We start from the raw sequence: 20,390 nt of genomic DNA, 5'->3' as shown, positions 1-20,390 counted from the left end.
AGGTCTCCGATTCTAGGCGCGCGGCGCCCCCTCCCCTATTCCGCCCGCCGGGCCCCCGGCGCGGAGCGCGGCGATCGTCTCGACGAGACGCTCCCGCTCCGCGGCGCCCGGCGCGAGTCCGGCGTGTCGGAGGGCGAGGAAGGCGGCGCCGGCCGCGCCGTCGGAGACGCGGATCGGCGCCTCGATCGCGCCCGCCGCCGCGATGCCGCGGGCGAAGGCGTCCTGCGGGGGGCCGGAGCGGGCGAGGATGCTCCCTCCGATCACCACGGGACCGGCCACGGTGCGTACCGCCTCGAACGTACGCACCAGCTCCCCTCCCGCCGTCGCCAGGATCTCGGCCGCCACCGCGTCGCCGCCCTCCCAGGCGTCGAAGGCGAGCGGGGTGAGGCCCGCGAGCTCGATCGGCCGCGCGGCGTAGAGCGCGTGGATGAGCGCCTCCAGGCCGTCCCGTCGTCCGTTGACGCCGGCCCTCGACTCCCCGGCGGTCCCGTCCGACGCGTCCGCGATCCCGAGCCTGGCCAGCGTCGCCGGGGTCAGCGTGGTGACGGGACCCGTGTCATCCAGGTCCTCGACCACGGCCCTGGCGACCCTCCTGCCGATCCAGAAGCCGCTGCCCCTGTCGCCGAGCAGCCACCCGAGCCCGTCGGCGGTGGCGACCGTGCGGCCGCCCTCGACGCGGATCACGCTCGACCCCGTCCCGCACACGACGCCGTACCCCGCCTCGGCGACCGTGCCGCTGAAGTACATCGCGAGCAGGTCGGACTCGAAGACCAGGTCGCCGGTGAAGCCCTCGGCCGCCAGCGGGTCGCGGAGCCACTCCCCGGGTCCCGTCGCGTCGTTTCCGGCCATCGCCGCGGCGAGGAGCGAGACGTCCCCGATGGCTGCCCCGGCCTGCGCGAGCGCCTTCTCGACGGCGCCCCAGACCCCTCGAACGGCCCCGTCCGGGCCGACCGAGATCGGGTTCCCGCTCCCCGACACGCCGTATCCGACGGCCGTCCCCTCGGCCGTCGTGAGCACCGCTCGCGTCGATGTCCCCCCGGCGTCCACGCCGAGAACCAGAGATTCGCTACACATTCGTGACCTGTCCTTGTTGACGATCGGATGAAACCGGATGAGAATGTTTTTCACGCGAGCGTCGAAGCCCGCGATACATTTTCAACGGAGGCAATGGTGTCACGGAGCAACGTCGTCGGCAATGTGCCGACCATCGCACAGCGCATCGCGCTGCACCGCTCCGCCATGCCGACGGCGATGTCGAAGATCGCCGACGTGATCACCGATCACCCGAGCGCCGCCGTCGAACTGACCATCACCGAGCTCGCCGAGCGCGCGGGGACCTCCCCCGCCACCGTCACGCGATTCTGCCGCGCGATCGGCTTCGACGGCTACACCCAGTTCCGGGTCGGCGTCGCCTCCGAGTCCGGACGCGGCGATGCGGACGCGACCTGGCAGGCGGACATCGGCCGCGAGTTCGGCCCGGACGACTCCTCCGACCGCGTCCTGCGCACACTCCTCTCCCTCCACATCAGGAGCCTGGAGACGACGACCGCCTGGCTGAACCTCTCCGACGTCGAGGACGTGGCCCGTGCGATCGCCGCGAGCCGGCACGTGGACATCTACGGCGTCGGCGGGAGCAGCGTCATCGCGGACGAGTTCCAGGGCCGTCTGTACCGGATCGGCGTGAACTCGCACTCCTGGTCCGACGTCCACGAAGGACTCACGAGCGCGGTCCTGCAGGACACCGGCTCCGTCGCGGTCGGCATCTCCAACACCGGGCGCACCGAGGAGACCATCCAGATGCTGTCGCAGGCGGGAGCGGCCGGCGCGTTCACGGTCGCCCTCACGCACGACGCGGATTCCTGGCTCGCCTCGGTCGCCGACATCGCACTGACCACCGCCGCCGCGACGCCGTATCTCCGTCCCGACGACCTCTCGGTCAAGCACTCCCAGCTGCTGGTGATCGACCTGCTCTACCTGCTCGTCGCCCAGCACACGTTCGGCCAGGCCGCCGGTCGGCTGGCCGCGAGCTCGATGGCCGTCTCCGGCCATCGGCGCACCCGGCGTCCCCCTGCCCGTTCCTCGAACCGCCCGGCCAACCGCCCCAAGGAGGCATCCTGATGACCGCGACCCCATCCGATCTGCTCCGCGAAGCCCAGACCCGTCTCGAGACGCTCACCGCGCGCGCCGAGGCCGGCGACCTCGACCGCGCGATCGCGCTGCTGACCGACGCCCTCCGTGACGGCGGTGTCATCCAGGCGTTCGGGACCGGGCACTCGGAGGCGTTCGCGATGGAGATCGCCGGACGCGCCGGAGGGCTGATCCCGACCAACAAGCTCGCCCTCCGCGACATCGTCCTGCACGGCGAGCGCGCGGCCGAGGTGCTCACCGGATCGCTCGAGCGCGAGCCGTGGGTCGTCGACGAGCTGATGGCCGTCACCCCGGTGGGCGAGAAGGACGTCTTCGTGATCGCCTCCAACTCCGGTGTCAACGGCTCGATCGTGGGCGTCGCGCTCTGGGCGAAGGAGCACGGTCACCCCGTGATCGCGGTGACCAGCCTGGAGCACACCGCCCGCGTCGAGCCCAAGCACCCGAGCGGCAAGCGGCTCAGCGAGATCGCCGACGTCGTGATCGACAACCTCGCCCCCTACGGCGACTCGACCCTGGAGGTGTCCGACGGCATCGGCGTCGGGGCGATCTCCTCGATCACGGCCGCCTTCATCGCGCAGCTCCTCACCCTGGGAGTCTCCCGCGCCATCGCCGACGCCGGCGAGACCCCTCCCCTGTACATCTCGGCCAACATCCCCGGGGGCGACGAGCACAACTCCGTCCTCGAGGACCGTTACCGAGACCGGATTCGTCGCGGCGCCTGACGCGGCGGTCCATCATTCCCTATCCGCACCAGACCCGAAATGCACTGAAGCATCACCTGCACCCCTCACACGGAAGGTAAAAGAACCATGGAACTCAACGACGCGTCCGTCAGCCGCCGTTCGCTCCTGCGCGGAGCGGCGCTCGCGGCTGTACTCGTCCCGTTCGGCGTCAGCCTCGCATCCTGCGCAGCACCCGGCGGCGGCACTGCCAGCGCCGGACCTCAGGGCGAAGTCTCGGCCGACAACCCGTTCGGTGTCGCCGCCAACGCCAAGGTCGACGCGGTCGTCTTCGACGGCGGCTACGGCATCGACTATGTCGAGAACGCCGCGAAGATCATGGAGAAGGGCAAGTCCGCGGCGAGCGTCAAGGTCTCGGCCTCGACCAAGATCGCCCAGGAGCTCCAGCCCCGCTTCGTGAGCGGTAACCCGCCGGACCTCGTGGACAACTCCGGCGCCAACTCGATCGGCTTCAACACGATCCTGGACCAGCTCGAGGACCTCACCGATGTCCTCGATGCGAAGAACCTGGAGGGCGAGAAGATCCGCGACACGCTCTACGGCGGGGTCGAGAAGCCCGGGACGTTCGGCGACAAGTTCGCCGCGCTGAACTACGTCATGACCGTCTACGGCCTGTGGTACTCGGAGGGCCTCTTCACCAAGGAGGGCTTCCAGGTCCCCAAGAGCTGGCAGGACCTCAAGGCCCTCGGCGCCGCGGCGAAGGAGAAGGGGAAGTACCTCTTCCTCTGGGGCAAGGAGGCCGCGACCTACTACCAGACCTTCGTGGTCAACTCCGCGGTCGTCCAGGGCGGCGACGACGTGCGCCTCCCCCTGGAGAACCTGAAGGAGAACTGCTGGTCGAACCCGGTCATCCAGGACATCCTCACGGTCTTCTACGAGCTGATCCAGGCCGGCTACGTCAAGCCCGGCGGATCCGGCACGCAGTTCACCGCCGCGCAGGCGCAGTGGAGCCTCGACCAGGAGGCCCTGCTGTACCCCTCCGGCTCGTGGATCGAGAACGAGATGAAGGACCAGACGGCGGACGGCTTCACGATGAAGGGCATCGGCGATCTTCCGCTCGACGGTTCCCAGAAGTCCCCGGCCGGAACCCTCCGCGCCGAGGCCGGCGAGCCGTTCATCGTCCCCTCGAAGGCGAAGAACCCCGCGGCCGGCAAGGAGCTGCTGCGGGTGATGCTCTCGAAGGAGTCGGCGACCTGGTTCGCGAAGAACAAGCTCGCCCCGACCATCGTCAAGGGCATCGTCCCCGACGACGGCTTCGGCTCCACCGCCCTGGTCTCGCAGAAGGAGCTCCTGGACGCTGCGGGTTCGAACGTCTTCACCATCAAGGCGTTCAACCTCTACGGCATGAACTCCGACCAGCTCCCCATCTGGAACTCGTTCCTCGACGGGAAGATGGACGTCGCGACCATCACCGCGCAGCTGCAGGCGCTGACTGACAAGGTCCGCAACGACAGCTCCATCCAGAAGATCGAGATCAAATGACCCTCAGCAGTCCCGGTCTCGACGCGGCGCTGGACACCGCCGCCGTGACTGCTGCTCGTGCGGGGCGCCGTAAGGCGCCCCGCCTCGGGCGGCGCAGGCTGACCTTCGACTACGTGACCTTCCTGGTCGCGTTCCTCGGGGTCCCACTCGCGATCTACATCGTCTTCGTGATCTCGCCGTTCATCCAGGCGGTGTACTACTCGATGACGAACTGGACCGGGTTCTCACCGAACATGCAGTTCGTCGGGCTCGACAACTTCGTGAAGCTGTTCCAGGACACCACCTTCCTCCAGGCGATGGGCAACAACATCGTCCTGGCGATCCTCGTGCCGCTGGTCACGCTGGCCATCGCGATGGTCTTCGCGAGCATGATCACCATCGGCGGCCCCAGCAGCGGGCAGGTCAGGGGTCTGCGCGGATCGAGCTTCTACCGCGTGGTGTCGTTCTTCCCGTACGTCATCCCCGCGATCGTCATCGGCATCCTGTGGTCGCAGATCTACTCCCCCAGCGGACTGCTGAACGGCCTGCTGGACGCCGTCGGGCTCAACACGAACGACTTCGCCTGGCTCGGCGACGAGCGCACCGCGATGGGCGCATCGATCTTCGTCATCGTCTGGGGCATGGTCGGCTTCTACATGGTGCTCTTCATCGCCGCGATCAAGGGCATCCCCGCCGAGGTGTACGAGGCGGCGCGGCTCGACGGCGCAGGCCGCTTCCGCACGACGATCTCCATCACGCTGCCGCTCATCCGCGACAACGTTCAGACCGCATACATCTACATCGGCATCATGGCCCTGGACGCGTTCGTGTACATGGCCGCCCTGAACTCCACCGGTGGCCCCGCCAACTCCACCCTGGTGATGTCGCAGTACCTGTTCCGCACCGCGTTCGAGAAGGGCCAGTTCGGCCTGTCGAGCGCGATGGGAGTGGTGCTCGCGGTGATCACCCTGCTGTTCGCAGCTGTGGTCTTCACGGTCAACCGCCTCACCGGCGGCAAGGACGAAGGGGGCCGCTCATGAGCGACCGCACCTCGACATTCATCACCGTCGACAAGAAGGCGGCTCGGCGCATCCGCGGCGGCAAGACGACCACGGGCGACAAGGTCGTAGGAGGCGTCTCGCACGTTGTCCTGATCGTCTGGTCGGTCATCGTCATCACCCCGCTCGCGTGGACGCTGATGTCGTCGTTCAAGACCTCCCGTGAGGTCCTGGCCTCCCCGTTCGGCCTCCCCGCCGAGTGGAACCTGAACAACTACATCTCGGCGTGGACGCAGTACAACTTCGGCCAGATGTTCATCAACACCGTGATCGTGGTCGGCGTCTCGCTGGTCCTCGTCATGGTGCTGGGGGCGATGTGCGCCTACGTGCTCGCCCGGTTCGCGCTCCCGGGCAGCCGGGTCATCTACTACCTGATGCTCGCGGGCCTCACGTTCCCGGTGTTCCTGGCGATCGTGCCCCTGTTCTTCGTCCTCCAGGGCATGGGGCTCCTGAACACGCTCCCTGGACTGATCCTGACGTACGTCGCCTTCGCGCTCCCGTTCACGGTGTTCTTCCTCTTCTCGTTCTTCAAGTCGCTGCCGTACGAGATCCAGGAGGCCGCCTACGTGGACGGCGCCGGCGAATGGCGCACCTTCTTCCAGGTGATGCTGCCGATGGCGAGGCCCGGGCTCGCGGCCGTCGCGATCCTCAACTTCCTGGGCCTGTGGAACCAGTTCCTGCTCCCGGTCGCGCTGAACACCGACCAGGGTCAGTACGTGCTGTCCCAGGGCATGGCGGCCTTCGCCTCCGCCGCGGGGTACAAGGTGGACTTCGGCGCCCTGTTCGCCGCGGTCATGATCACGATCGTGCCGGTGCTGATCACGTACATCTTCTTCCAGCGCCAGCTGCAGGGCTCGGTGTCGCAGGGGACGATGAAGTAGTCGGCGTTCCTCACGCGCGAGCCACCGGCTCACGCATTCGGGAGGAGCATCCGGATCCGGGAGGACGATCCCGGCCGGATGCTCCTCCCGATTCCTTTTCCCCTCCCCTCGACCGCCGGTCTCCGGCTCCGAGACGCCCCACGCCGCGACGCGCGCGGGGCGCACGCCCGGTTCCTCACTCGCATCCCTCCGGTGATAGGCTCGATCGGTACGCCTCCGTAGCTCAGCGGATAGAGCGCCGGTTTCCGGTACCGTAGGTCGCAGGTTCGATTCCTGTCGGGGGCACATCACGAGCGACGCTGTCGACCCGTAGCCCGAATGACGGGCACAGGGACGCAACGTCGCTCTTCCCGTATCGCCGAACCTCACAGCATCGCGGTGAGGACACCTCCGTCCGCCCTCACGGCGGCACCGTTGGTCGCCGAGGCCCGAGGGCTGGCGAGGTAGGCGACCAGGCTGCCGATCTCGGCCGGCTCGATGAAGCGCTCCAGGAGCGTGGTGCGGTTCTGCGCGATGACGGCGTCCTTCATCGCCTCGACGGACATCGCCTGCGTCTCCGCGATCGCGTGGACGGCCGCGGCCACCCCCTCGGAGTAGGTCGGGCCGCCGAGCACCGTGTTGACCGTCACGGAAGTGCCCCGGGTGAGCTTCGCGAGGCCGTTTCCGAGCGCGAGCATCGCCGCCTTCGTCACCCCGTAGTGCACCATGTCGGCGGGAACGTTCACCCCTGACTCGCTGCTGATGAAGATGATCCGGCCTCGGTCCCGTCGCAGCATCCCGCCGAGGAGGTGCCTCGACAGCCGCACCCCGCTCATGAGGTTGACGTCGAGGTATCGAGCCCACTCCTCATCGGCGATGGACTCGAAGTCGGCCAGGCCGAAGAGCCCGACGTTGTTGACGAGGATGTCGATGTCCCCGAGGGACTCGATCAGCCGCGACACCTCCTCCGGCTTCGCGAAGTCCGCCACGAGACCCCTCGGGCTCGACCCCGGGTGCTCGTCGCGGATCCGATCGACGGCGGCGGACAACCTCGCCGCGTCGCGCCCGCTCAGAGTCACCTGCACACCTTCCGCGGCGAGCGCCGAGGCGATCGCATATCCGATGCCCTGACTCGATCCACTGATGAACGCCGTCCCGCCCTGCAGCTGAAGGTCCATGACCACTCCCGATCCTCAACGCGCTCGGCGTCGAATTTACTTGCTTGAGCAAGTCAGACTAAATGGCTTTCACTTGCTTGGGCAACTTGAATCGGCCGGCGCGGCGCGGGAGTGAACTACTCTGGAGAGCATGTCAGCACCAGCCGAAGACGCCGAGCTGAGCGCGGCGGACCTGGAGATCTGGGCGTCGGTGGCGACGCTTCTGGAGCGACTGCCGGCCGCGCTCGACGCCCAGCTGCAGCGCGACAGCGGGCTCACCCATTTCGAGCAGGGCATCCTCTACGCGCTGGATGCCGCCCCGGAGCGCACCCTGCGGCTGAGCACGCTCGCGGGCTACGCGAGCTGCACCCTCTCCAGGCTCTCCCGCGCGATCTCGCGCCTCGAGACCAGGGGCTGGGTCCGTCGCACGATCGATCCGAGCGACGGGCGCTTCACCCTGGCGACCCTGACCGATCAGGGCCACGACACAGTCGCCGAGGCGACTCCCGGACACCATGCCCTGGTGGCCCGGCTCGTGTTCGCCTCCCTCACCGACGCCCAGGCCCGACAGCTGGGGGCCATCAGCAGGCGCATCTCGGCGGCCATAGATTCGTCTCCGACATGGAACCCGTCGGCCGTCAGTCGTCCGCTCCCGGATTGATCACGCACTGGAGCACCTGGCCTGTCGCGCCACGATCGATCGTCAGGGTGTTGCTGGCCCGGAAACCCCGGGCGTCGCCGTCGTTGAGGCTCGTCTGGCGCTCCCCCTCCTTCTCGTCCGCACGAAGGAAGCTCTCCAGCTCCTAGCCCACAAAGCCCATAGCCACCAGAAGGAGTCGGCCGCCCGAGACGATCTGAGCGACCAACAGGCCGAGCACGGAACAGGCGAGAACGGTTCCCGCCGTGACCCTGAACCGCTTCGCCGTCTCGCGACCGTCATGGGTGGCGGCGATGCCGAGCACGACGAATCCGACCACGTGCGCGATCACCAGAGGCGCGAGGCTGAGCCCGCCGACGAAACCCCCGGCCGCCTCGCCGCCAAACGACAGCGCTCTGCGCTGCTCGCCCAGCTCCGTCGCGTACGTGAAGACGAACCAGGTCCACGCACCGGCCATGACGAGCACCCCGAGCACGGCGGCCACGACGAAGAACAGGAGCGATCCCCTCGACCACGCCCCGTCCGCCGACGCCATGCGCCGAGCATACAGAGCGAGAGGAGGAACGCGACAGGAGGAACGCTCCAGACACCGCGGCGCCACGAGGCCTCTGCCGTTCGCCCCGCTGAGCGCGGGACGAACAGGCTCTCGGTCAGCCGCCGGCCCCGGGATCGATCGTCGCGAACTCGCGGACCCCCTGCTCGAACGCCTCGACGAACGCCGCATCATCCCTCAGCGCTCCGAACCACTCGCATCGGGCAAGGAGCCCCGCCGCGTCCGCCCCCGACTCCGCCACGGCCGCGGCGATCCGGTCGGCCCGACGGTCGTTCGGCGCGCCGCCCGAGCGCACCGCCCTCACGGAGTGCACGGCCCAGGCGGCCGCCGCCCTCGCCGTCGCCGGTGAGGCGAGGCCCGCGCGCAGGCGGTCCTGGGCGACCGGCAGCAGGAAGGTCGGGATGCGATCGGTCGCGTCCGTCGCGAGACGTTCCACCGTGTCGCGGATGTTCGCGTTGCCGAACCGCTCCATGAGTCGCATCCGGTATGCCGCGAGATCGATGCCCGCGACCGGCGGCACCGTCCCGGCAGCCTCGTCCAGATAGTGCTCGACCAGCTCGACCACGGCGGGATCGCCCATCGCCTCGTTCACGAAGGTGTGCCCGCGGAGCAGGCCCAGGTATGCCATCGCCTGGTGGCTGCCGTTGAGGAGTCGGAGCTTCATCCGTTCGAACGGCGCGACGTCGTCGACCAGCTGCACCCCCGCCTCCTCCCACGCGGGGCGCCCGAGCGGGAAGTCATCCTCGATCACCCACTGCGCGAACGGCTCGCACACCACCGGCCACGCATCCTCGATGCCGAGCAGATCGCGCACGAGCGCCCGCTCGGCGTCGCCCGTCACCGGGGTGATCCGGTCCACCATGCTGTTCGGGAACGCCACCTCCCCCTCGATCCACTCCGCGAGGCCGTCGTCGTGGGCGAGCCGCGCGAACGCCACCAGCGCACGCCGGGTGACGTCTCCATTACCGACGATGTTGTCGCAGGACACCACGGTGAAAGGCGCGATGCCCCGTTCACGACGCCGCCTCAGACCGGCCGCGAGCATCCCGAAGACGGTACGCGGGGTCACCCGCCGGGCGTCGGCGAGCACCTCGGGGTCCGTCCCGTCGAACTCCCCCGTCGCCTCGGAGGTGTTGTAACCGCCCTCGGTGATCGTGAGCGAGACGATGCGGATGGCGGGCGAGGCGAGCGACTCGAGCACCGCGATCGGGTCCGAGGGCGCGTGCAGATGATCGATGATCGACCCGATCCGCGTCGCCGTCACCCCGCCGTCGCCGGCGAGCTCGACGAGGGTGTAGGTGAAGGCCTGCTCCCGCAGCACGGCGCCCATCCGGGCGTCACCGGGAAGGAGGCCGACCCCGACGATCCCCCAGTCCATGGCGATGCCTCGCCGGAGGAGTCGATCGAGGTACATCGCCTGGTGGGAACGGTGAAAGTTCCCGACGCCGATGTGCATGATGCCGGGCGTGATGTCCTCCCGGTCGTATGGGGGCACGTTCGGGACGACCGCGGCGACCATGTTCTCTCCTTGCTCCGCGACGCGCTCGACGCCATCGGATCGTGTGGCGTCGTGGCCCGCACCATGCGGGTTGACAGCCGGACGAGATCAAGCGTACAAATGATAAATCGATTGTTCAAGTAACTCGGCTTCTTCGAGGCCCTGAGGAGAACGGGCTCCGCGCACGATGACGACGCATGTCTCCGGGTACTTCACCCCCCTCCCCCGCGTGTTGGTCTCGGACGATTTCGACACCGGCATGAACGGCTGGCTCGATCTCCGGCCCAACTTCGTCGCCCCCGGATTCCGGGAGCATTCGGGGGACATCGATCTGATCCACTGGGGTCCGACGATGCTCAGCTCCGCCACCTTCGCCTTCGGCGGGACGCACGGATCGGCCCAGGGGACGTACTCGCTCAAGATCTCGAGCCGTGCCTCCGCCGCGCCGGCGGACCAGCCGCCGGCGCCCGGCTCGATGGGGCTGTCGATCAAGCGGCTCGCCGTGCCGCCGGGAACGCGCCGCATCCGGATCGAGGCGCTCTTCGCCTACAAGGCCGAACAGGACCGACCGGGTCTCGGGGTCGACGACCTCCGCGCCTTCGGCCTGTTCGTCGACCTGCAGGACCGCGAGTACCGCTACATGCCGGGCGTCCGCTACGTGAATGCGATCGGCGGGCGCCCCGTCCGGGCATGGCAGTTCTACAGCCCGACCGACTCCACCGACAGCGAGTGGAGCTACGGCGTCGACGGCTGGCACAAGGCGGGGATCGACCCGCAGTGGTTCGGCGAGCGGCACGCCGACGGCTCCACCGCAGCGACCACGTGGTTCGAGGGCGGCGAACAGCATCTCATCTACAACGAGTCCGACGACAAGCTGAACTGGACGCCCCTGTCGCTGACCGTGAACCTCGAGACCCGCAGCTACGAGGAGTTCCGCGTCGGCGGCAGGACGCATCGCTTCCCCGCCGGCGCTCATCCCACTTGGGCACCGGCGTACAACGACATCGAGGGGCTGTTGAACCCGGTCTTCTTCGTCGAGGCCGACACCGATCGGCGGGTGTCGCTGTTCCTGGACTCCGTCGTGATCTCCGCAGAGACCGGAGACGAGTCGTGAAGACCTTCTCGACCTCCGTCGTCGAGCTCCGTCAGACCTTCGACTCGACGATCGAGACCCATCCGTACGAGTGCGGCTGGGCCGACGAGGCGATCTTCTTCGTAGAGATCCACGACAGCGCGCCGGACATCCGGGTCACGCTGCGCGTGCAGCTGAGCGCCGACGGCATCCGCTGGATCGACGAGGGGACCGTCCTGGAGGTCGGAGACGTGGCCTACGCCCGTGTCTCCCACTTCGGAGGGTTCCTCCGGCTCTCCGGAACCGCGATCGACGGCGACGGACAGGTGACCCCCGTCACGGCCTCCGTACGCCTGGCACTGAAAGGATAAGGAAGAGAACAATGACGTTTCGAATCAACAAGGCCACGGTGGGCGCCACCGTGGGCACCGCGCTGGAGTGGTACGACTTCTCCCTCTACGCCACCGCGAGCGCCCTCGTGTTCCCCGCGGTGTTCTTCCCGACCGAGGACGCGTTGACGGCCACGCTCTCGTCGTTCGCCACGTTCGCCGTGGGATTCTTCGCACGGCCGATCGGCGGCGTGATCATCGGCAACCTCGGCGACCGCTACGGCCGACGCCAGATGCTCTTCCTCACCCTCATCCTGATGGGCATCTCGTCCACGCTGATCGGGCTCATCCCCAGCGCCGCCGCGATCGGCGTCGCCGCGCCCATCCTGCTGATCATCCTGCGCGTGCTCCAGGGCTTCGGCGCCGGCGGCGAGTACGCGGGCGCCACCCTGCTGGCGGCGGAGCACTCGAAAGACTCGTCGCGCGGGCTGAACGCCGCGATCCCCGGTGCCGGCAACGCCGCGGGCGCGCTCCTGGCGACGGGGGTGCTGACGCTGCTGAACACGACGCTCTCGCAAGAGGACTTCCTCGCCTGGGGATGGCGCATCGCCTTCCTCGCCAGCATCGCCGTCTGCATCGCGGGGATCGTGATCAGGCTGCGCGTTCCGGAAAGCCCCGAGTTCGCCGAGACCAAGGCCAGCGGCGACGTGCCCCGCGTCGCCCTCGGCGAGCTGTTCCGTTCCGCGGGCCGCCGTATCCCTCTCGCAATGCTCGCCAGCATCGGCCCGAACGTCGCCAGCTACCTGCCGTCGGTCTACGCCATCACCTACCTCACCACGATCGTGGGGGCTCCCGCCTGGATCGGCCTCACCGGGATCCTCATCGGCAACCTGCTGAAGTTCATCACCATCCCCGCGGCGGGCTGGCTCAGCGACCGCATCGGTCGCCGCCCGGTCTTCCTGGCGGGGGCGATCGGTGCCGCCGTGCTCGTCTTCCCGTTCTTCTTCCTGCTCGACACCGGAACCCCGCTCCTCATCTGGATCGCCCTGGTGCTGATCTTCACCTTCTGCAACGACGCCATGCTCGCCGCGCAGTCCGGCTTCATGTCGGAGCTGTTCGACGTGCACTACCGCTACACGGGCGTCACCTTCAGTCGCGAGATCACCGGCGCCATCGTGGGCGGCACGCTGCCCTTCGTCGCCGCAGCGCTCACCGCCGCCGCCTCCGGCGAGTCCTGGCTCGTCGCGCTCTACTGCCTGGTGCTCATGCTGCTCGCGGCGCTCGGCATGTTCCTGCTCCCGGAGACGCGACGGCTCGCCGGCTCGGCCGCCCCGTCGGCGGAGCGCGCCGGAGCGTAGTCCCGATGCGACTGCGGCGGCGTTCCGCGTCGACGCCGCCGCAGTCGTGAGGGCATAGTAGAGAGCATGGACGGACCGCCCCTGCCCGAGAGAGCGATCCGGGCGCCCAGGGGCGGGGCCGTCCGTCTGGCGGACGTCGCCGCGGCCGCCGAGGTCTCGATCGCCCTCGCCTCGCGCGTGCTCAACGCCGACCCGGCGGTGCGCGCATCCGCGGAGACGAGGAAGCGTGTCCTCGACGCCGCCGCGGCCCTCGGATACGTCCCGAACATCGCCGCCAAGAGCCTGCGCATCCGCCGGAACGGTCTCATCGGCCTCGTCGTCCACGACCTCTCCAGCCCGATCCATCTGGAGCTGATGCAGGGCGCACGCGCCGAGGCCGCTGCCCACAACTCCTTCCTCGTTCTCGGCGATGTCGACGAGCTCCTGAACGATGACGACGTGTTCAAGGTGCTCGTCAACGGCAACCGCGTCGACGGGCTGATCGTCCAGGGCGGCCACGCCGAATTCGGCCAGCGCATCGCGGACATCGCCCGCGTGCTGCCGACCGTGGTCGTGAACGCCCCGCCCCGCGCGGAGCAGGATCGCGTCTCCAGCGTCGCTCCCGATGAGCCCGCCGCCACCCGCATGCTCACGGAGCACCTCCTGTCCCTGGGACACACCCGGATAGGCCTCGTCTCCGGCCCCCGGGACTCGATGACCGGCAGGCTCCGCGAGGAGGGCATCGTGTCGGCGCTGGGAGCGGTCGGCCTCGAGCTCCGCCCCGAAGACCGCGTCCACGCCGATTGGTCCGCCAACGGTGGCCGTGCCGGGTTCATCGAGCTCGCCTCGCGCTGGCGCGCCGGCACGGAGCGCCCGACGGCCCTCATCGCGGGGAACTCGCTCATCGGCATCGGAGTGCTCGGCGCCGCGGCCCGCCAGGGGCTCTCGATCCCACAGGACGTCTCCGTCGCGGCCGTGCACGACACGTGGATCAACGAGCACCTCGTCCCGTCCCTCACGACCGTCAGCCTCCCGCTCCGGGAGATGGGCGTCGTCGCCGTGCGACAGCTCCTCACCGCCCCCGACGCCGCGAGCCGGATCGTGCTCTCCGAGCCGCCTCCCGTCCTTCACGCGCGCGACTCGACGGCCCCGCCCGCCTGAGGCGGGCGGGGCGAGGCGAGCGCGACTCCCACGGGCATGAGGGCGAGCCAGAGGTTGACCAGCCACCACGACGCGTCCCAGGTCCCCCAGAGGACGAAGAAGCTGAGCGCGAGCAGCCCGGCCGCGTGGGTGAGTGCGAGCGCGATCGCGAGCATCGGGGTGGCCCATCGGTGCGCCCTCGGAAGGAACGACCAGGCGAGGCCGGCGGCGATCGCGAACGCGTCGAGCGGGAGGAAGGACCAGTTCCACGCGGTGATCATCCCGTCACCGCCCACCGAGACGATGCCGAGAGCGGTGAGCACCCAGTAGACGATGAGCCCGACGTCTGTGACCGCCATGAGGCCCTTGCGGATCATGCGGGCGCCTCCGTCGTCGCGGCGCTCGAGGACCACTCGATGAGCACGACCCCGGCGATCACGAGGACGATCCCGACGATGGCGCCGATCGTCAGACGCTCGCCGAACACGAGCCATGCCGCGATCGCGGTGAGGGCGACGCCGACGCCGGACCAGGTCGCATACGCGCCGGACAACGCGGCGCCGTGCGAGAGCGCGGCGAAGAGGAGCCCGAACGCCGATGCATAGCCGACGCCGGTGAAGACCCACCAGGGCCAGGCGGGATCGGCATCGGTCGAGGCGCGGAGGGACAGGGTTGCAAGGACTTCGGCGACGATCGCGCCGGATAGGAACCACCAGTGCATGGGATGCACTTTACTGTACCGGACGTCCGGTTTTCTACCGGTCACCCGGTACAGTACACGGAGAGGAACGGAGGGATCGCCATGGTGAGTGATCGGGCACAGGAGTCGCGGGACCGGATCCTGGACGCGACCGGGCGCGTCTTCCTGCGGGACGGCGGCGACGGCGTGACGATCGCGGCCGTCGCCCGGGAGGCGGGCGTGAGCAAGGGCGGCCTCTTCTACCACTTCGCCTCGAAGGAGCTCCTGATCGCGGGGCTCGTCGACCGCTACGTCTCCTCGTTCGACGCGCTGATCGCCGCGGCGGGCGACGCCCCTCGCGCCGCGACCACCGCCTACCTGCGCTCCGCCGCGCACTCCAGCGGCCCGGCGACCCAGCCCGTCGTCGCCCTCCTCGCGGCATCCGTCGTCCACCCCGAGGGGATGGCCGTGCTGCGCGAGCGCTATCGGCAGTGGCAGGCGCGTCTCGACGACGACGGCATCCCCGCCCAGGTCGCGGCCATCGTGCGCTTCGCCGTGGACGGCATCTGGCTCGCCGACGTCCTCGACCTCGCCCCGCTCACCGGTGTCGCGCGGAGACGGGTCGTGGACTCCCTCCGCGAGCTCATCGCCAACGCCGACAGCACCGCGTAGCCGCGCGACTCACGTGGCGGAGCCCGTGCCGCTGGGCCGCGCCAGCCGCACCTGTCCGCTCGTGGTGCCGTCCGGGGCGAAGAGCTGGCCGAAGCGCTTCAGGGAGCGCAGGGTGAAGGTGACCTCCGTGATCGCCGTGGCCGGCTGGATCTCGCGGATCCGCTGCTCGATCGACAGCCATTCGCCGGGACTGCGCACCCAGGAGTGCAGCAGCAGCGGCGAGGATCCGCTGGTGTAGGCGATCATCCGCGTCGACGACCAGCGAAGGACGGCCTGGGCGAGGCTCTCCCAGTTCCGGCCCGCGTCGATCGTCGCGAGCACGCCCAGCTGATAGCCGAGCCGTTCCCTGGCTACGTCGCACCGCACCCGCACTCGCCCGGACTCCAGCTGCTCCGGCAGCCACCGCCGGACCGTGCGCTCCGACATCCCGCTTCGCGCGGCGAGCCGCGTGTAGCTCGCCCGCCCGTCGACGTACAGCTCCTCGAACAGGGCTAGCTCGGCGTCGCTGAATCGGGCGACCGCTCCCCCGTCCGCCGTCTGGGCCTCGCGTATGCGCGACGCCACGGGCGCGCGCACCGTGTCCGGAAGCCACTCGTCCCCCTCCCGGATCGTGCTGACGGAGAGGGAAGAGGTGATCGACAGGACACCCGGCGTCTCGGCGAGCAGGTCGAGGATCTCGCGCAGTCGTGGGAACGACCGTGCCGCGACCCCCGCGAAGAGGGCACCCGAGCCGTCGGTCTGCTCCAGCCAGAACACGAACGGACTGATCGCGAACTCCACCGCGACCGCCTGGAACCGCGCCGCCGTCGTCTGGATGCGGACGTAGGCGACCGCGCCGAACCGCGAGGACGGATAGGCGGTGATCCAGGCGAGCCCGGAGGCGACGAGCCGGTCCCATCGACGGGCAGCCGTGCTCGCCGAGACACCGAGCGTCTCCCCGATCTCGCGCCAGGATGCACGCGGTGCGTGCTGGAGCGCCGCGACGACGGCGAGGTCGTCGTCGGAGAACCGCAGATGTCCGGATCCGAGCGCGGAGAGCTCTGTCGCGCCGAATAGCTGCGCCTGGACGAACGCTCGATCCACACCGGCTAACGTCATGACCTCGCCCATCGATCTGCTCGTCGCCCGACGACGCCCGGACGTGGGCGGGAGCACTCATTATGCCGCGGTGCTCCTCCGGCACGGAACCCGACTCGTGCCGAACACGAAACACGACGACGCAGGGGGATCCTGCCCGTCGCTGCAGGCGCCGACGCCGACGAACGGCGCCGTGCGCGCCGTTCCGACGTACGCAGATCGCCGATGACACACCGATCGACGACAGTCATGGGGAGGAACTCGACATGCCAGAACGCGTCTTCGCGACCATCCGGGACCGGCGCTTCCTGCTTCAACCGGAATCCGCCTCCGACGACGCCGACGGCCCTCCGGCCGGACGCGCGACCATCCTCGCGACCCTCCGCGTCCCCGACCTCGGCCCGCTGATCGCGCAGCCGCGGGGCTGGCTGGGATTCGTCGCCCTCGCCGCCGGACGGATGGACATCGTCCAGGGCACCAGAGTTCTCGGGTCGATCGGTCCGTCCGAGGCGGGCTACATCGCCGGCATCGGACGGCCGACGGATCCCTTCCTCCGCTGGGACGGCGCCGTCGCCGGCACGGTCCTCGTGGTGCCGCTCCCCCGGCTCGTCTCGTCCGTCCGGAGGCTGGACGCCGACTGGGGCGTCATCGACCCGAGGGATCAGTCCCTCCTGCCCCACGTCGTCGCCCTCCTCCAGGCGCTCACGGACTCGCCGGCCATCCTCGATTCGGGGCCGGGCGGACATCTCGAGCGCCTCTGCGTCGAGGCGGTGAGCACCCTGCTCCTGGAGCGCCGCGGGAGCCTGGCGAGCACCACCCCTCCTCCGCTCGCGACGACCTACGAGGCCGCGATGGCCGTCCTCGACGCGCAGGCCCCCGAGCTCGCCTTCGGCATCGCCGAGCTCGCCGACGAGATCGGCGTCTCCCCCAGAACCCTCCAACGCGCCTTCCGCGACAACGGGACCACACCGGTCGAGGCCCTGCGTGCGCGTCGCGTCGAGAACGCGGTCAGGCTGCTGCGAGACCCGGAAAGCCGTTCCCTCACGAATGCCGAGGTCGCCCAGCGCGCAGGGTTCGAGACCGCGAGCGGGATGTACCGCGCCTTCGTGAAGGCCGGGCTGCCGACGCCCAGGGAGTACCGACGGACCCGCTCTTCGCGCTGAGCTCTCGTTCATCGGAATCCACTCTTCTCTGGGATACCAAAAGCAGGTCCCGAAGAGCTTCAGATCTGTCGCAAACGGCTACCGCCCTGTCTCGAACGGCGAGAGGCACCGGAAGGACGGCCACGCCCCGGGCAGGGGTGATCAGCGCACGACGGGCAGGCCCGGCTGCGGCTTCCCCCATCGGTACCAGGCGACGACGCTGATGAGCAGGGAGAGGATGAGGCCGGCGATCACCCACAGCACGACAAGATAGTCGACCCACGAGCCCACCGGCGGTTGCCCGGGCAGGAAGTTGCGCAGCGTGGGGGTGGCGAACAGCATCCCCGCGTTCCAGGTGAAGAAGCCGATCTCCACGCGCCGCTTCCCCCGCAGGGCCATGATCGCGACCGTGAGGCCCAGCACGGGCATGATCACCATGAGCGCGAGCAGGACGATCCCGAAGACGATGGTTGCCGTCGCACGGTGCGTCTCGATCACGTACTTGTTGATCGTCATCGTTGTCCCATCGACCACACCCTCGACCTCCGAGTGGATCGTGACACCCCACCCCGGGACGTGGTGGGGGCCAAGGGTGATGTCGGCGGGAATCGCCTCCGATTCCGTCCCGCCGGCGCTCGACGCCGAGACGATGACCGTGGTCTCACTGGGATGCCGATCGAACGGCCAACTCTCGATCGTCCCCGAGGTGCGCAGCCAGACCGAGGTGGGCGCGACCTGCCGCCCCTTCTCGAAGTCGATGATCGCGCCGTCGCCCGCCGTAGACGCGGAGAGGAGGAGCTGGAAGTCCCGCATCACGGTGAAGCCGTCGCTCGTCACCAGCGACGAGCTGTCGCTGCCCTCGCCGAACCTCATGTCGAAGCGGATCCGGTCGCCTGCGGCGTCGATCTCGCGCGGCGTGAGGATGACGTGGAGCCCGGGTGTGCGATTGTCGATCGCCGTTCCCTCGTCGGTCTTGCCGCCCTGCGCGTAGAGGAAGACGACCACCGCGTAGAGGGCGACGAAGACCACCGCGCAGATCACGATGAAGAGGGGGAACCGACGGACGACCCGCTGACCGCTCCGACCGCTCACCGCCCGCACCCTCCCGCGCACCGGGACAGGGCCGGACGCCCCTTCGACGCTATCAGTCGCGCACGCCCGTCACCCTGCGGTAGACGAGGTCACGGATCGCACGGCCCTTGGCGATGCCCTTGCGCTCGAACGCCGTCATGACCCTGCCGTCGAAGCGCTCGGCCCACTCCCCGTCGAAGGCGCGCTCGAGATCGGGCTCGGCGTCGAGCACCTCGCGCATCTGGAGGGCGTAGTCCTCCCAGTCCGTCGCGAGACGGAGCAGTCCCCCGTCTCGGAGCGCCCGTCCGGCCGTCGCACCGAATCCCTGCCGCACCAGCCGCCGCTTCGTGTGCCGCTTCTTGTGCCAGGGATCGGGGAAGAACACCCAGACCTCGTCGGCCGCCCCCTCCGGGAGGAACGAGGACAGCACCTCCGGAGCGTTGGCCTCCATCAGCCGGAGATTGCGCGCACCGGCGCGATCGGCGTCCAGCATCGTCCGGGCAAGCCCCGCACGGAACACCTCGACCGCGAGGAAGTCGGTGTCGGGCCGTGCGGCCGCCGCCGCCACGATCGCGTGCCCCTGGCCCGAGCCGATCTCCACCACGAGCGCGGCCTCCCGGCCGTACCGTGCCGCGGGGTCGAACCGCGCCTCGGGATGCACCGAGGTCCAGGCGACATCGCGGGGCACATCGACGAGGTAGTGCGGCGCGAGCTCTACGAACGCGCGCTCCTGCGCCTCGGACATGCGACCGCTCCGCCGGACGAAGGACACCGGCTCGTCGCGGAAAGTGCGGGGTTCTGACATCCCTCCAGGGTACGGGGCGACCGCGCTCACCGTGCCCCGACGGGCTCCGTCACGAAGTCGATGAGCTCCTCGACGCGTCCGAGGAGCGAGGGCTCCAGATCCCGGTAGCTGGAGACCCGGGAGAGGATCCGCTTCCAGGCGTGTGCGATGTCGGCCTGGCTGTTGGCGGGCCACCCGAAGGCGCGGCAGATGCCGGTCTTCCAGTCCGTGCCGCGAGGGATCTGCGGCCAGGCGGCGATGCCGAGGGCCGCAGGGGTCACGCACTGCCACACGTCGATGTACGGATGTCCCACGATCCGGAGATGCGCACCATGCGGGCCGCGCAGGATCCCCTCGACGATCCGGGTCTCCTTCGATCCGGGGACCAGGTGGTCCACCAGGACGCCGTAGCGTCGCGCCCTGCTCGGCGGTTCCTCGGCGAGGAGCTGGTCGAGGAGGTCGATCCCCTGGAGATACTCGACGACCACGCCCTCCAGGCGCAGGTCGTCCCCCCACACCTTCTCGACGAGCTCGGCGTCGTGGCGCCCCTCCACGAGGATGCGACTCGGCAGCGCGGCCCTGGCACGCTGGTCGGCGACCACGAAGGAGCCCGATGCCGTCCGCTGTCTCCCGGTCTGCTGCGCCCGCGGCGGAACGAGCCGCACCGGCTCGCCGTCGATCATGAAACCGGCCCCGAGCGGGAACAGCCGCCGGCGTCCGCCCCGGTCCTCGAGCTCGACGTAACCGCCGTCGACGCGGGTGACCGCCCCGCAGAACCCGTCCACCGCGACCTCGACCACGAGGTCGCGGTCAGCGGCAACGTCCACGGCCTTCTTCGTCCCGCGCTCACGCCATCCCGGAGCCAGCGCGTCCGTCCCGTACCTGTCGTCCATCCCGTCCAGCCTAGGAGCGGGTCCGACCTGTCGCCGGGATCGACGCGGGACAGGGATCGAC

General features: G+C 69.4%; 23 protein-coding genes and 1 tRNA gene. 14 read left to right on the top strand and 10 right to left on the bottom strand.

All coding sequences use genetic code 11. From position 1 onward, the window contains the following. Positions 1 to 12: 12 nt before the first annotated feature. Positions 13 to 1,074 carry an N-acetylglucosamine kinase gene (locus J2Y69_RS05130; RefSeq protein WP_310018229.1) on the bottom strand — a complete coding sequence of 354 codons (1,062 nt, stop codon included), beginning with the start codon at positions 1,072 to 1,074 and terminating at the stop codon, positions 13 to 15. A 93-nt stretch (positions 1,075 to 1,167) separates the two neighbouring features. Here J2Y69_RS05130 and J2Y69_RS05125 point away from each other — a divergent pair, with 93 nt between their 5' ends. The 6 genes from J2Y69_RS05125 to J2Y69_RS05100 all read left to right on the top strand — a co-directional run bounded on the left by J2Y69_RS05125 (position 1,168) and on the right by J2Y69_RS05100 (position 6,573). Beyond that, on the top strand, positions 1,168 to 2,118 hold the full coding sequence (locus J2Y69_RS05125) for a MurR/RpiR family transcriptional regulator (RefSeq protein ID WP_310018227.1): 951 nt from the start codon (positions 1,168 to 1,170) through the stop codon (positions 2,116 to 2,118). Further along, positions 2,118 to 2,870, top strand: coding sequence for an SIS domain-containing protein (locus J2Y69_RS05120; RefSeq protein ID WP_310018225.1), 753 nt, complete (start codon positions 2,118 to 2,120; stop codon positions 2,868 to 2,870). Before J2Y69_RS05125 ends, J2Y69_RS05120 begins: the two co-directional genes overlap by 1 nt. A gap of 87 nt (positions 2,871 to 2,957) precedes the next feature. Beyond that, a complete protein-coding gene (gene ngcE, locus J2Y69_RS05115; RefSeq protein ID WP_310018223.1) occupies positions 2,958 to 4,370 on the top strand; it encodes an N-acetylglucosamine/diacetylchitobiose ABC transporter substrate-binding protein in 1,413 nt (470 codons plus the stop codon). Next, positions 4,367 to 5,389, top strand: a complete 1,023-nt coding sequence (locus J2Y69_RS05110; protein ID WP_310018221.1) for a carbohydrate ABC transporter permease — start codon at positions 4,367 to 4,369, stop codon at positions 5,387 to 5,389. Before ngcE ends, J2Y69_RS05110 begins: the two co-directional genes overlap by 4 nt. Then, entirely contained in the window at positions 5,386 to 6,288 is a 903-nt protein-coding gene (locus tag J2Y69_RS05105; RefSeq protein ID WP_310018220.1) for a carbohydrate ABC transporter permease, read from the top strand. The genes J2Y69_RS05110 and J2Y69_RS05105 overlap by 4 nt, the downstream gene beginning before the upstream one ends. 212 nt (positions 6,289 to 6,500) lie before the next feature. Further along, positions 6,501 to 6,573: transfer RNA gene (locus J2Y69_RS05100), tRNA-Arg, on the top strand. Between the two features lie 80 nt (positions 6,574 to 6,653). Here J2Y69_RS05100 and J2Y69_RS05095 read toward each other — a convergent pair. Further along, positions 6,654 to 7,445: an SDR family NAD(P)-dependent oxidoreductase gene (locus J2Y69_RS05095; protein WP_310018320.1), complete on the bottom strand. Its 792-nt coding sequence runs from the start codon at positions 7,443 to 7,445 to the stop codon at positions 6,654 to 6,656. Positions 7,446 to 7,575: 130 nt separating this feature from the next. Here J2Y69_RS05095 and J2Y69_RS05090 point away from each other — a divergent pair, with 130 nt between their 5' ends. Then, complete coding sequence (locus tag J2Y69_RS05090; protein ID WP_310018218.1) at positions 7,576 to 8,085, top strand: MarR family winged helix-turn-helix transcriptional regulator; 510 nt, start codon at positions 7,576 to 7,578, stop codon at positions 8,083 to 8,085. Between the two features lie 142 nt (positions 8,086 to 8,227). Here J2Y69_RS05090 and J2Y69_RS05085 read toward each other — a convergent pair whose 3' ends face one another. Then, positions 8,228 to 8,617: a hypothetical protein gene (locus J2Y69_RS05085; protein ID WP_310018216.1), complete on the bottom strand. Its 390-nt coding sequence runs from the start codon at positions 8,615 to 8,617 to the stop codon at positions 8,228 to 8,230. A gap of 115 nt (positions 8,618 to 8,732) precedes the next feature. Next, entirely contained in the window at positions 8,733 to 10,154 is a 1,422-nt protein-coding gene (locus tag J2Y69_RS05080; RefSeq protein WP_310018214.1) for a mannitol dehydrogenase family protein, read from the bottom strand. 166 nt (positions 10,155 to 10,320) lie between these two features. Here J2Y69_RS05080 and J2Y69_RS05075 point away from each other — a divergent pair, with 166 nt between their 5' ends. The 4 genes from J2Y69_RS05075 (at position 10,321) to J2Y69_RS05060 (ending at position 14,032) form a co-directional block, all read left to right on the top strand. After that, positions 10,321 to 11,247 (top strand): DUF6772 family protein, encoded by a 927-nt coding sequence (locus tag J2Y69_RS05075; RefSeq protein WP_310018212.1) that lies wholly within the window; start codon positions 10,321 to 10,323, stop codon positions 11,245 to 11,247. Further along, the gene (locus tag J2Y69_RS05070; RefSeq protein WP_310018210.1) at positions 11,244 to 11,576 is read left to right on the top strand and encodes a hypothetical protein; all 333 of its coding nucleotides are present in this window, start codon (positions 11,244 to 11,246) and stop codon (positions 11,574 to 11,576) included. Before J2Y69_RS05075 ends, J2Y69_RS05070 begins: the two co-directional genes overlap by 4 nt. Before the next feature lie 11 nt (positions 11,577 to 11,587). After that, positions 11,588 to 12,892: an MFS transporter gene (locus J2Y69_RS05065; RefSeq protein ID WP_310018208.1), complete on the top strand. Its 1,305-nt coding sequence runs from the start codon at positions 11,588 to 11,590 to the stop codon at positions 12,890 to 12,892. A gap of 66 nt (positions 12,893 to 12,958) precedes the next feature. Continuing rightward, the gene (locus J2Y69_RS05060) at positions 12,959 to 14,032 is read left to right on the top strand and encodes a LacI family DNA-binding transcriptional regulator (protein ID WP_310018205.1); all 1,074 of its coding nucleotides are present in this window, start codon (positions 12,959 to 12,961) and stop codon (positions 14,030 to 14,032) included. On the opposite strand, the gene J2Y69_RS05055 is transcribed toward J2Y69_RS05060, so the two are convergent. Together J2Y69_RS05055 and J2Y69_RS05050 are read right to left on the bottom strand one after the other, a co-directional pair. Continuing rightward, positions 13,999 to 14,388 (bottom strand): DUF5360 family protein, encoded by a 390-nt coding sequence (locus J2Y69_RS05055; protein ID WP_310018203.1) that lies wholly within the window; start codon positions 14,386 to 14,388, stop codon positions 13,999 to 14,001. The genes J2Y69_RS05060 and J2Y69_RS05055 overlap by 34 nt on opposite strands. After that, positions 14,385 to 14,741: a DMT family transporter gene (locus J2Y69_RS05050; RefSeq protein WP_463675500.1), complete on the bottom strand. Its 357-nt coding sequence runs from the start codon at positions 14,739 to 14,741 to the stop codon at positions 14,385 to 14,387. Before J2Y69_RS05050 ends, J2Y69_RS05055 begins: the two co-directional genes overlap by 4 nt. A gap of 72 nt (positions 14,742 to 14,813) precedes the next feature. Here J2Y69_RS05050 and J2Y69_RS05045 point away from each other — a divergent pair, with 72 nt between their 5' ends. Further along, the gene (locus J2Y69_RS05045) at positions 14,814 to 15,362 is read left to right on the top strand and encodes a TetR/AcrR family transcriptional regulator (protein WP_310018200.1); all 549 of its coding nucleotides are present in this window, start codon (positions 14,814 to 14,816) and stop codon (positions 15,360 to 15,362) included. Between the two features lie 9 nt (positions 15,363 to 15,371). Here J2Y69_RS05045 and J2Y69_RS05040 read toward each other — a convergent pair whose 3' ends face one another. Beyond that, positions 15,372 to 16,460 (bottom strand): Lrp/AsnC family transcriptional regulator, encoded by a 1,089-nt coding sequence (locus J2Y69_RS05040; protein WP_310018199.1) that lies wholly within the window; start codon positions 16,458 to 16,460, stop codon positions 15,372 to 15,374. On the opposite strand from J2Y69_RS05040, the gene J2Y69_RS05035 reads away from it, so the two are divergent. Both J2Y69_RS05035 and J2Y69_RS05030 read left to right on the top strand, forming a co-directional pair. Beyond that, on the top strand, positions 16,459 to 16,668 hold the full coding sequence (locus J2Y69_RS05035; RefSeq protein WP_310018197.1) for a hypothetical protein: 210 nt from the start codon (positions 16,459 to 16,461) through the stop codon (positions 16,666 to 16,668). The two genes, J2Y69_RS05040 and J2Y69_RS05035, sit on opposite strands and share 2 nt — an antisense overlap. A gap of 37 nt (positions 16,669 to 16,705) precedes the next feature. Further along, positions 16,706 to 17,602, top strand: a complete 897-nt coding sequence (locus tag J2Y69_RS05030; RefSeq protein WP_310018195.1) for an AraC family transcriptional regulator — start codon at positions 16,706 to 16,708, stop codon at positions 17,600 to 17,602. 141 nt (positions 17,603 to 17,743) lie between these two features. Here J2Y69_RS05030 and J2Y69_RS05025 read toward each other — a convergent pair whose 3' ends face one another. From J2Y69_RS05025 to J2Y69_RS05015, 3 genes are read right to left on the bottom strand one after another with little or no spacing between them, the layout of a single operon-like run. Next, positions 17,744 to 18,673, bottom strand: a complete 930-nt coding sequence (locus J2Y69_RS05025; protein WP_310018193.1) for a DUF4436 family protein — start codon at positions 18,671 to 18,673, stop codon at positions 17,744 to 17,746. Positions 18,674 to 18,725: 52 nt separating this feature from the next. Beyond that, a complete protein-coding gene (gene trmB / locus J2Y69_RS05020) occupies positions 18,726 to 19,457 on the bottom strand; it encodes a tRNA (guanosine(46)-N7)-methyltransferase TrmB (RefSeq protein ID WP_310018191.1) in 732 nt (243 codons plus the stop codon). 26 nt (positions 19,458 to 19,483) lie between these two features. Continuing rightward, entirely contained in the window at positions 19,484 to 20,329 is an 846-nt protein-coding gene (locus J2Y69_RS05015; RefSeq protein ID WP_310018189.1) for a DUF3097 domain-containing protein, read from the bottom strand. Positions 20,330 to 20,390: the final 61 nt, after the last annotated feature.

The sequence above is a fragment of the Microbacterium resistens genome, from assembly GCF_031456305.1.
In the GTDB taxonomy this organism is placed as follows: Bacteria; Actinomycetota; Actinomycetes; order Actinomycetales; family Microbacteriaceae; genus Microbacterium; species Microbacterium resistens_A.
The sequence above is the reverse complement of the archived record's forward strand: the minus strand, read 5'-3'. Positions and strand labels throughout refer to the sequence as shown.

Coding starts and splice junctions, on each gene's coding strand:
- J2Y69_RS05130 (WP_310018229.1), bottom strand. CDS start 1,074: ATGTGTAGCGAATCTCTGGTTCTCGGCGTGGACGCCGGGGGGACATCG.
- J2Y69_RS05125 (WP_310018227.1), top strand. CDS start 1,168: ATGGTGTCACGGAGCAACGTCGTCGGCAATGTGCCGACCATCGCACAG.
- J2Y69_RS05120 (WP_310018225.1), top strand. CDS start 2,118: ATGACCGCGACCCCATCCGATCTGCTCCGCGAAGCCCAGACCCGTCTC.
- ngcE (WP_310018223.1), top strand. CDS start 2,958: ATGGAACTCAACGACGCGTCCGTCAGCCGCCGTTCGCTCCTGCGCGGA.
- J2Y69_RS05110 (WP_310018221.1), top strand. CDS start 4,367: ATGACCCTCAGCAGTCCCGGTCTCGACGCGGCGCTGGACACCGCCGCC.
- J2Y69_RS05105 (WP_310018220.1), top strand. CDS start 5,386: ATGAGCGACCGCACCTCGACATTCATCACCGTCGACAAGAAGGCGGCT.
- J2Y69_RS05095 (WP_310018320.1), bottom strand. CDS start 7,445: ATGGACCTTCAGCTGCAGGGCGGGACGGCGTTCATCAGTGGATCGAGT.
- J2Y69_RS05090 (WP_310018218.1), top strand. CDS start 7,576: ATGTCAGCACCAGCCGAAGACGCCGAGCTGAGCGCGGCGGACCTGGAG.
- J2Y69_RS05085 (WP_310018216.1), bottom strand. CDS start 8,617: ATGGCGTCGGCGGACGGGGCGTGGTCGAGGGGATCGCTCCTGTTCTTC.
- J2Y69_RS05080 (WP_310018214.1), bottom strand. CDS start 10,154: ATGGTCGCCGCGGTCGTCCCGAACGTGCCCCCATACGACCGGGAGGAC.
- J2Y69_RS05075 (WP_310018212.1), top strand. CDS start 10,321: ATGACGACGCATGTCTCCGGGTACTTCACCCCCCTCCCCCGCGTGTTG.
- J2Y69_RS05065 (WP_310018208.1), top strand. CDS start 11,588: ATGACGTTTCGAATCAACAAGGCCACGGTGGGCGCCACCGTGGGCACC.
- J2Y69_RS05060 (WP_310018205.1), top strand. CDS start 12,959: ATGGACGGACCGCCCCTGCCCGAGAGAGCGATCCGGGCGCCCAGGGGC.
- J2Y69_RS05055 (WP_310018203.1), bottom strand. CDS start 14,388: ATGATCCGCAAGGGCCTCATGGCGGTCACAGACGTCGGGCTCATCGTC.
- J2Y69_RS05045 (WP_310018200.1), top strand. CDS start 14,814: ATGGTGAGTGATCGGGCACAGGAGTCGCGGGACCGGATCCTGGACGCG.
- J2Y69_RS05035 (WP_310018197.1), top strand. CDS start 16,459: ATGACCTCGCCCATCGATCTGCTCGTCGCCCGACGACGCCCGGACGTG.
- J2Y69_RS05040 (WP_310018199.1), bottom strand. CDS start 16,460: ATGACGTTAGCCGGTGTGGATCGAGCGTTCGTCCAGGCGCAGCTATTC.
- J2Y69_RS05030 (WP_310018195.1), top strand. CDS start 16,706: ATGCCAGAACGCGTCTTCGCGACCATCCGGGACCGGCGCTTCCTGCTT.
- trmB (WP_310018191.1), bottom strand. CDS start 19,457: ATGTCAGAACCCCGCACTTTCCGCGACGAGCCGGTGTCCTTCGTCCGG.
- J2Y69_RS05015 (WP_310018189.1), bottom strand. CDS start 20,329: ATGGACGACAGGTACGGGACGGACGCGCTGGCTCCGGGATGGCGTGAG.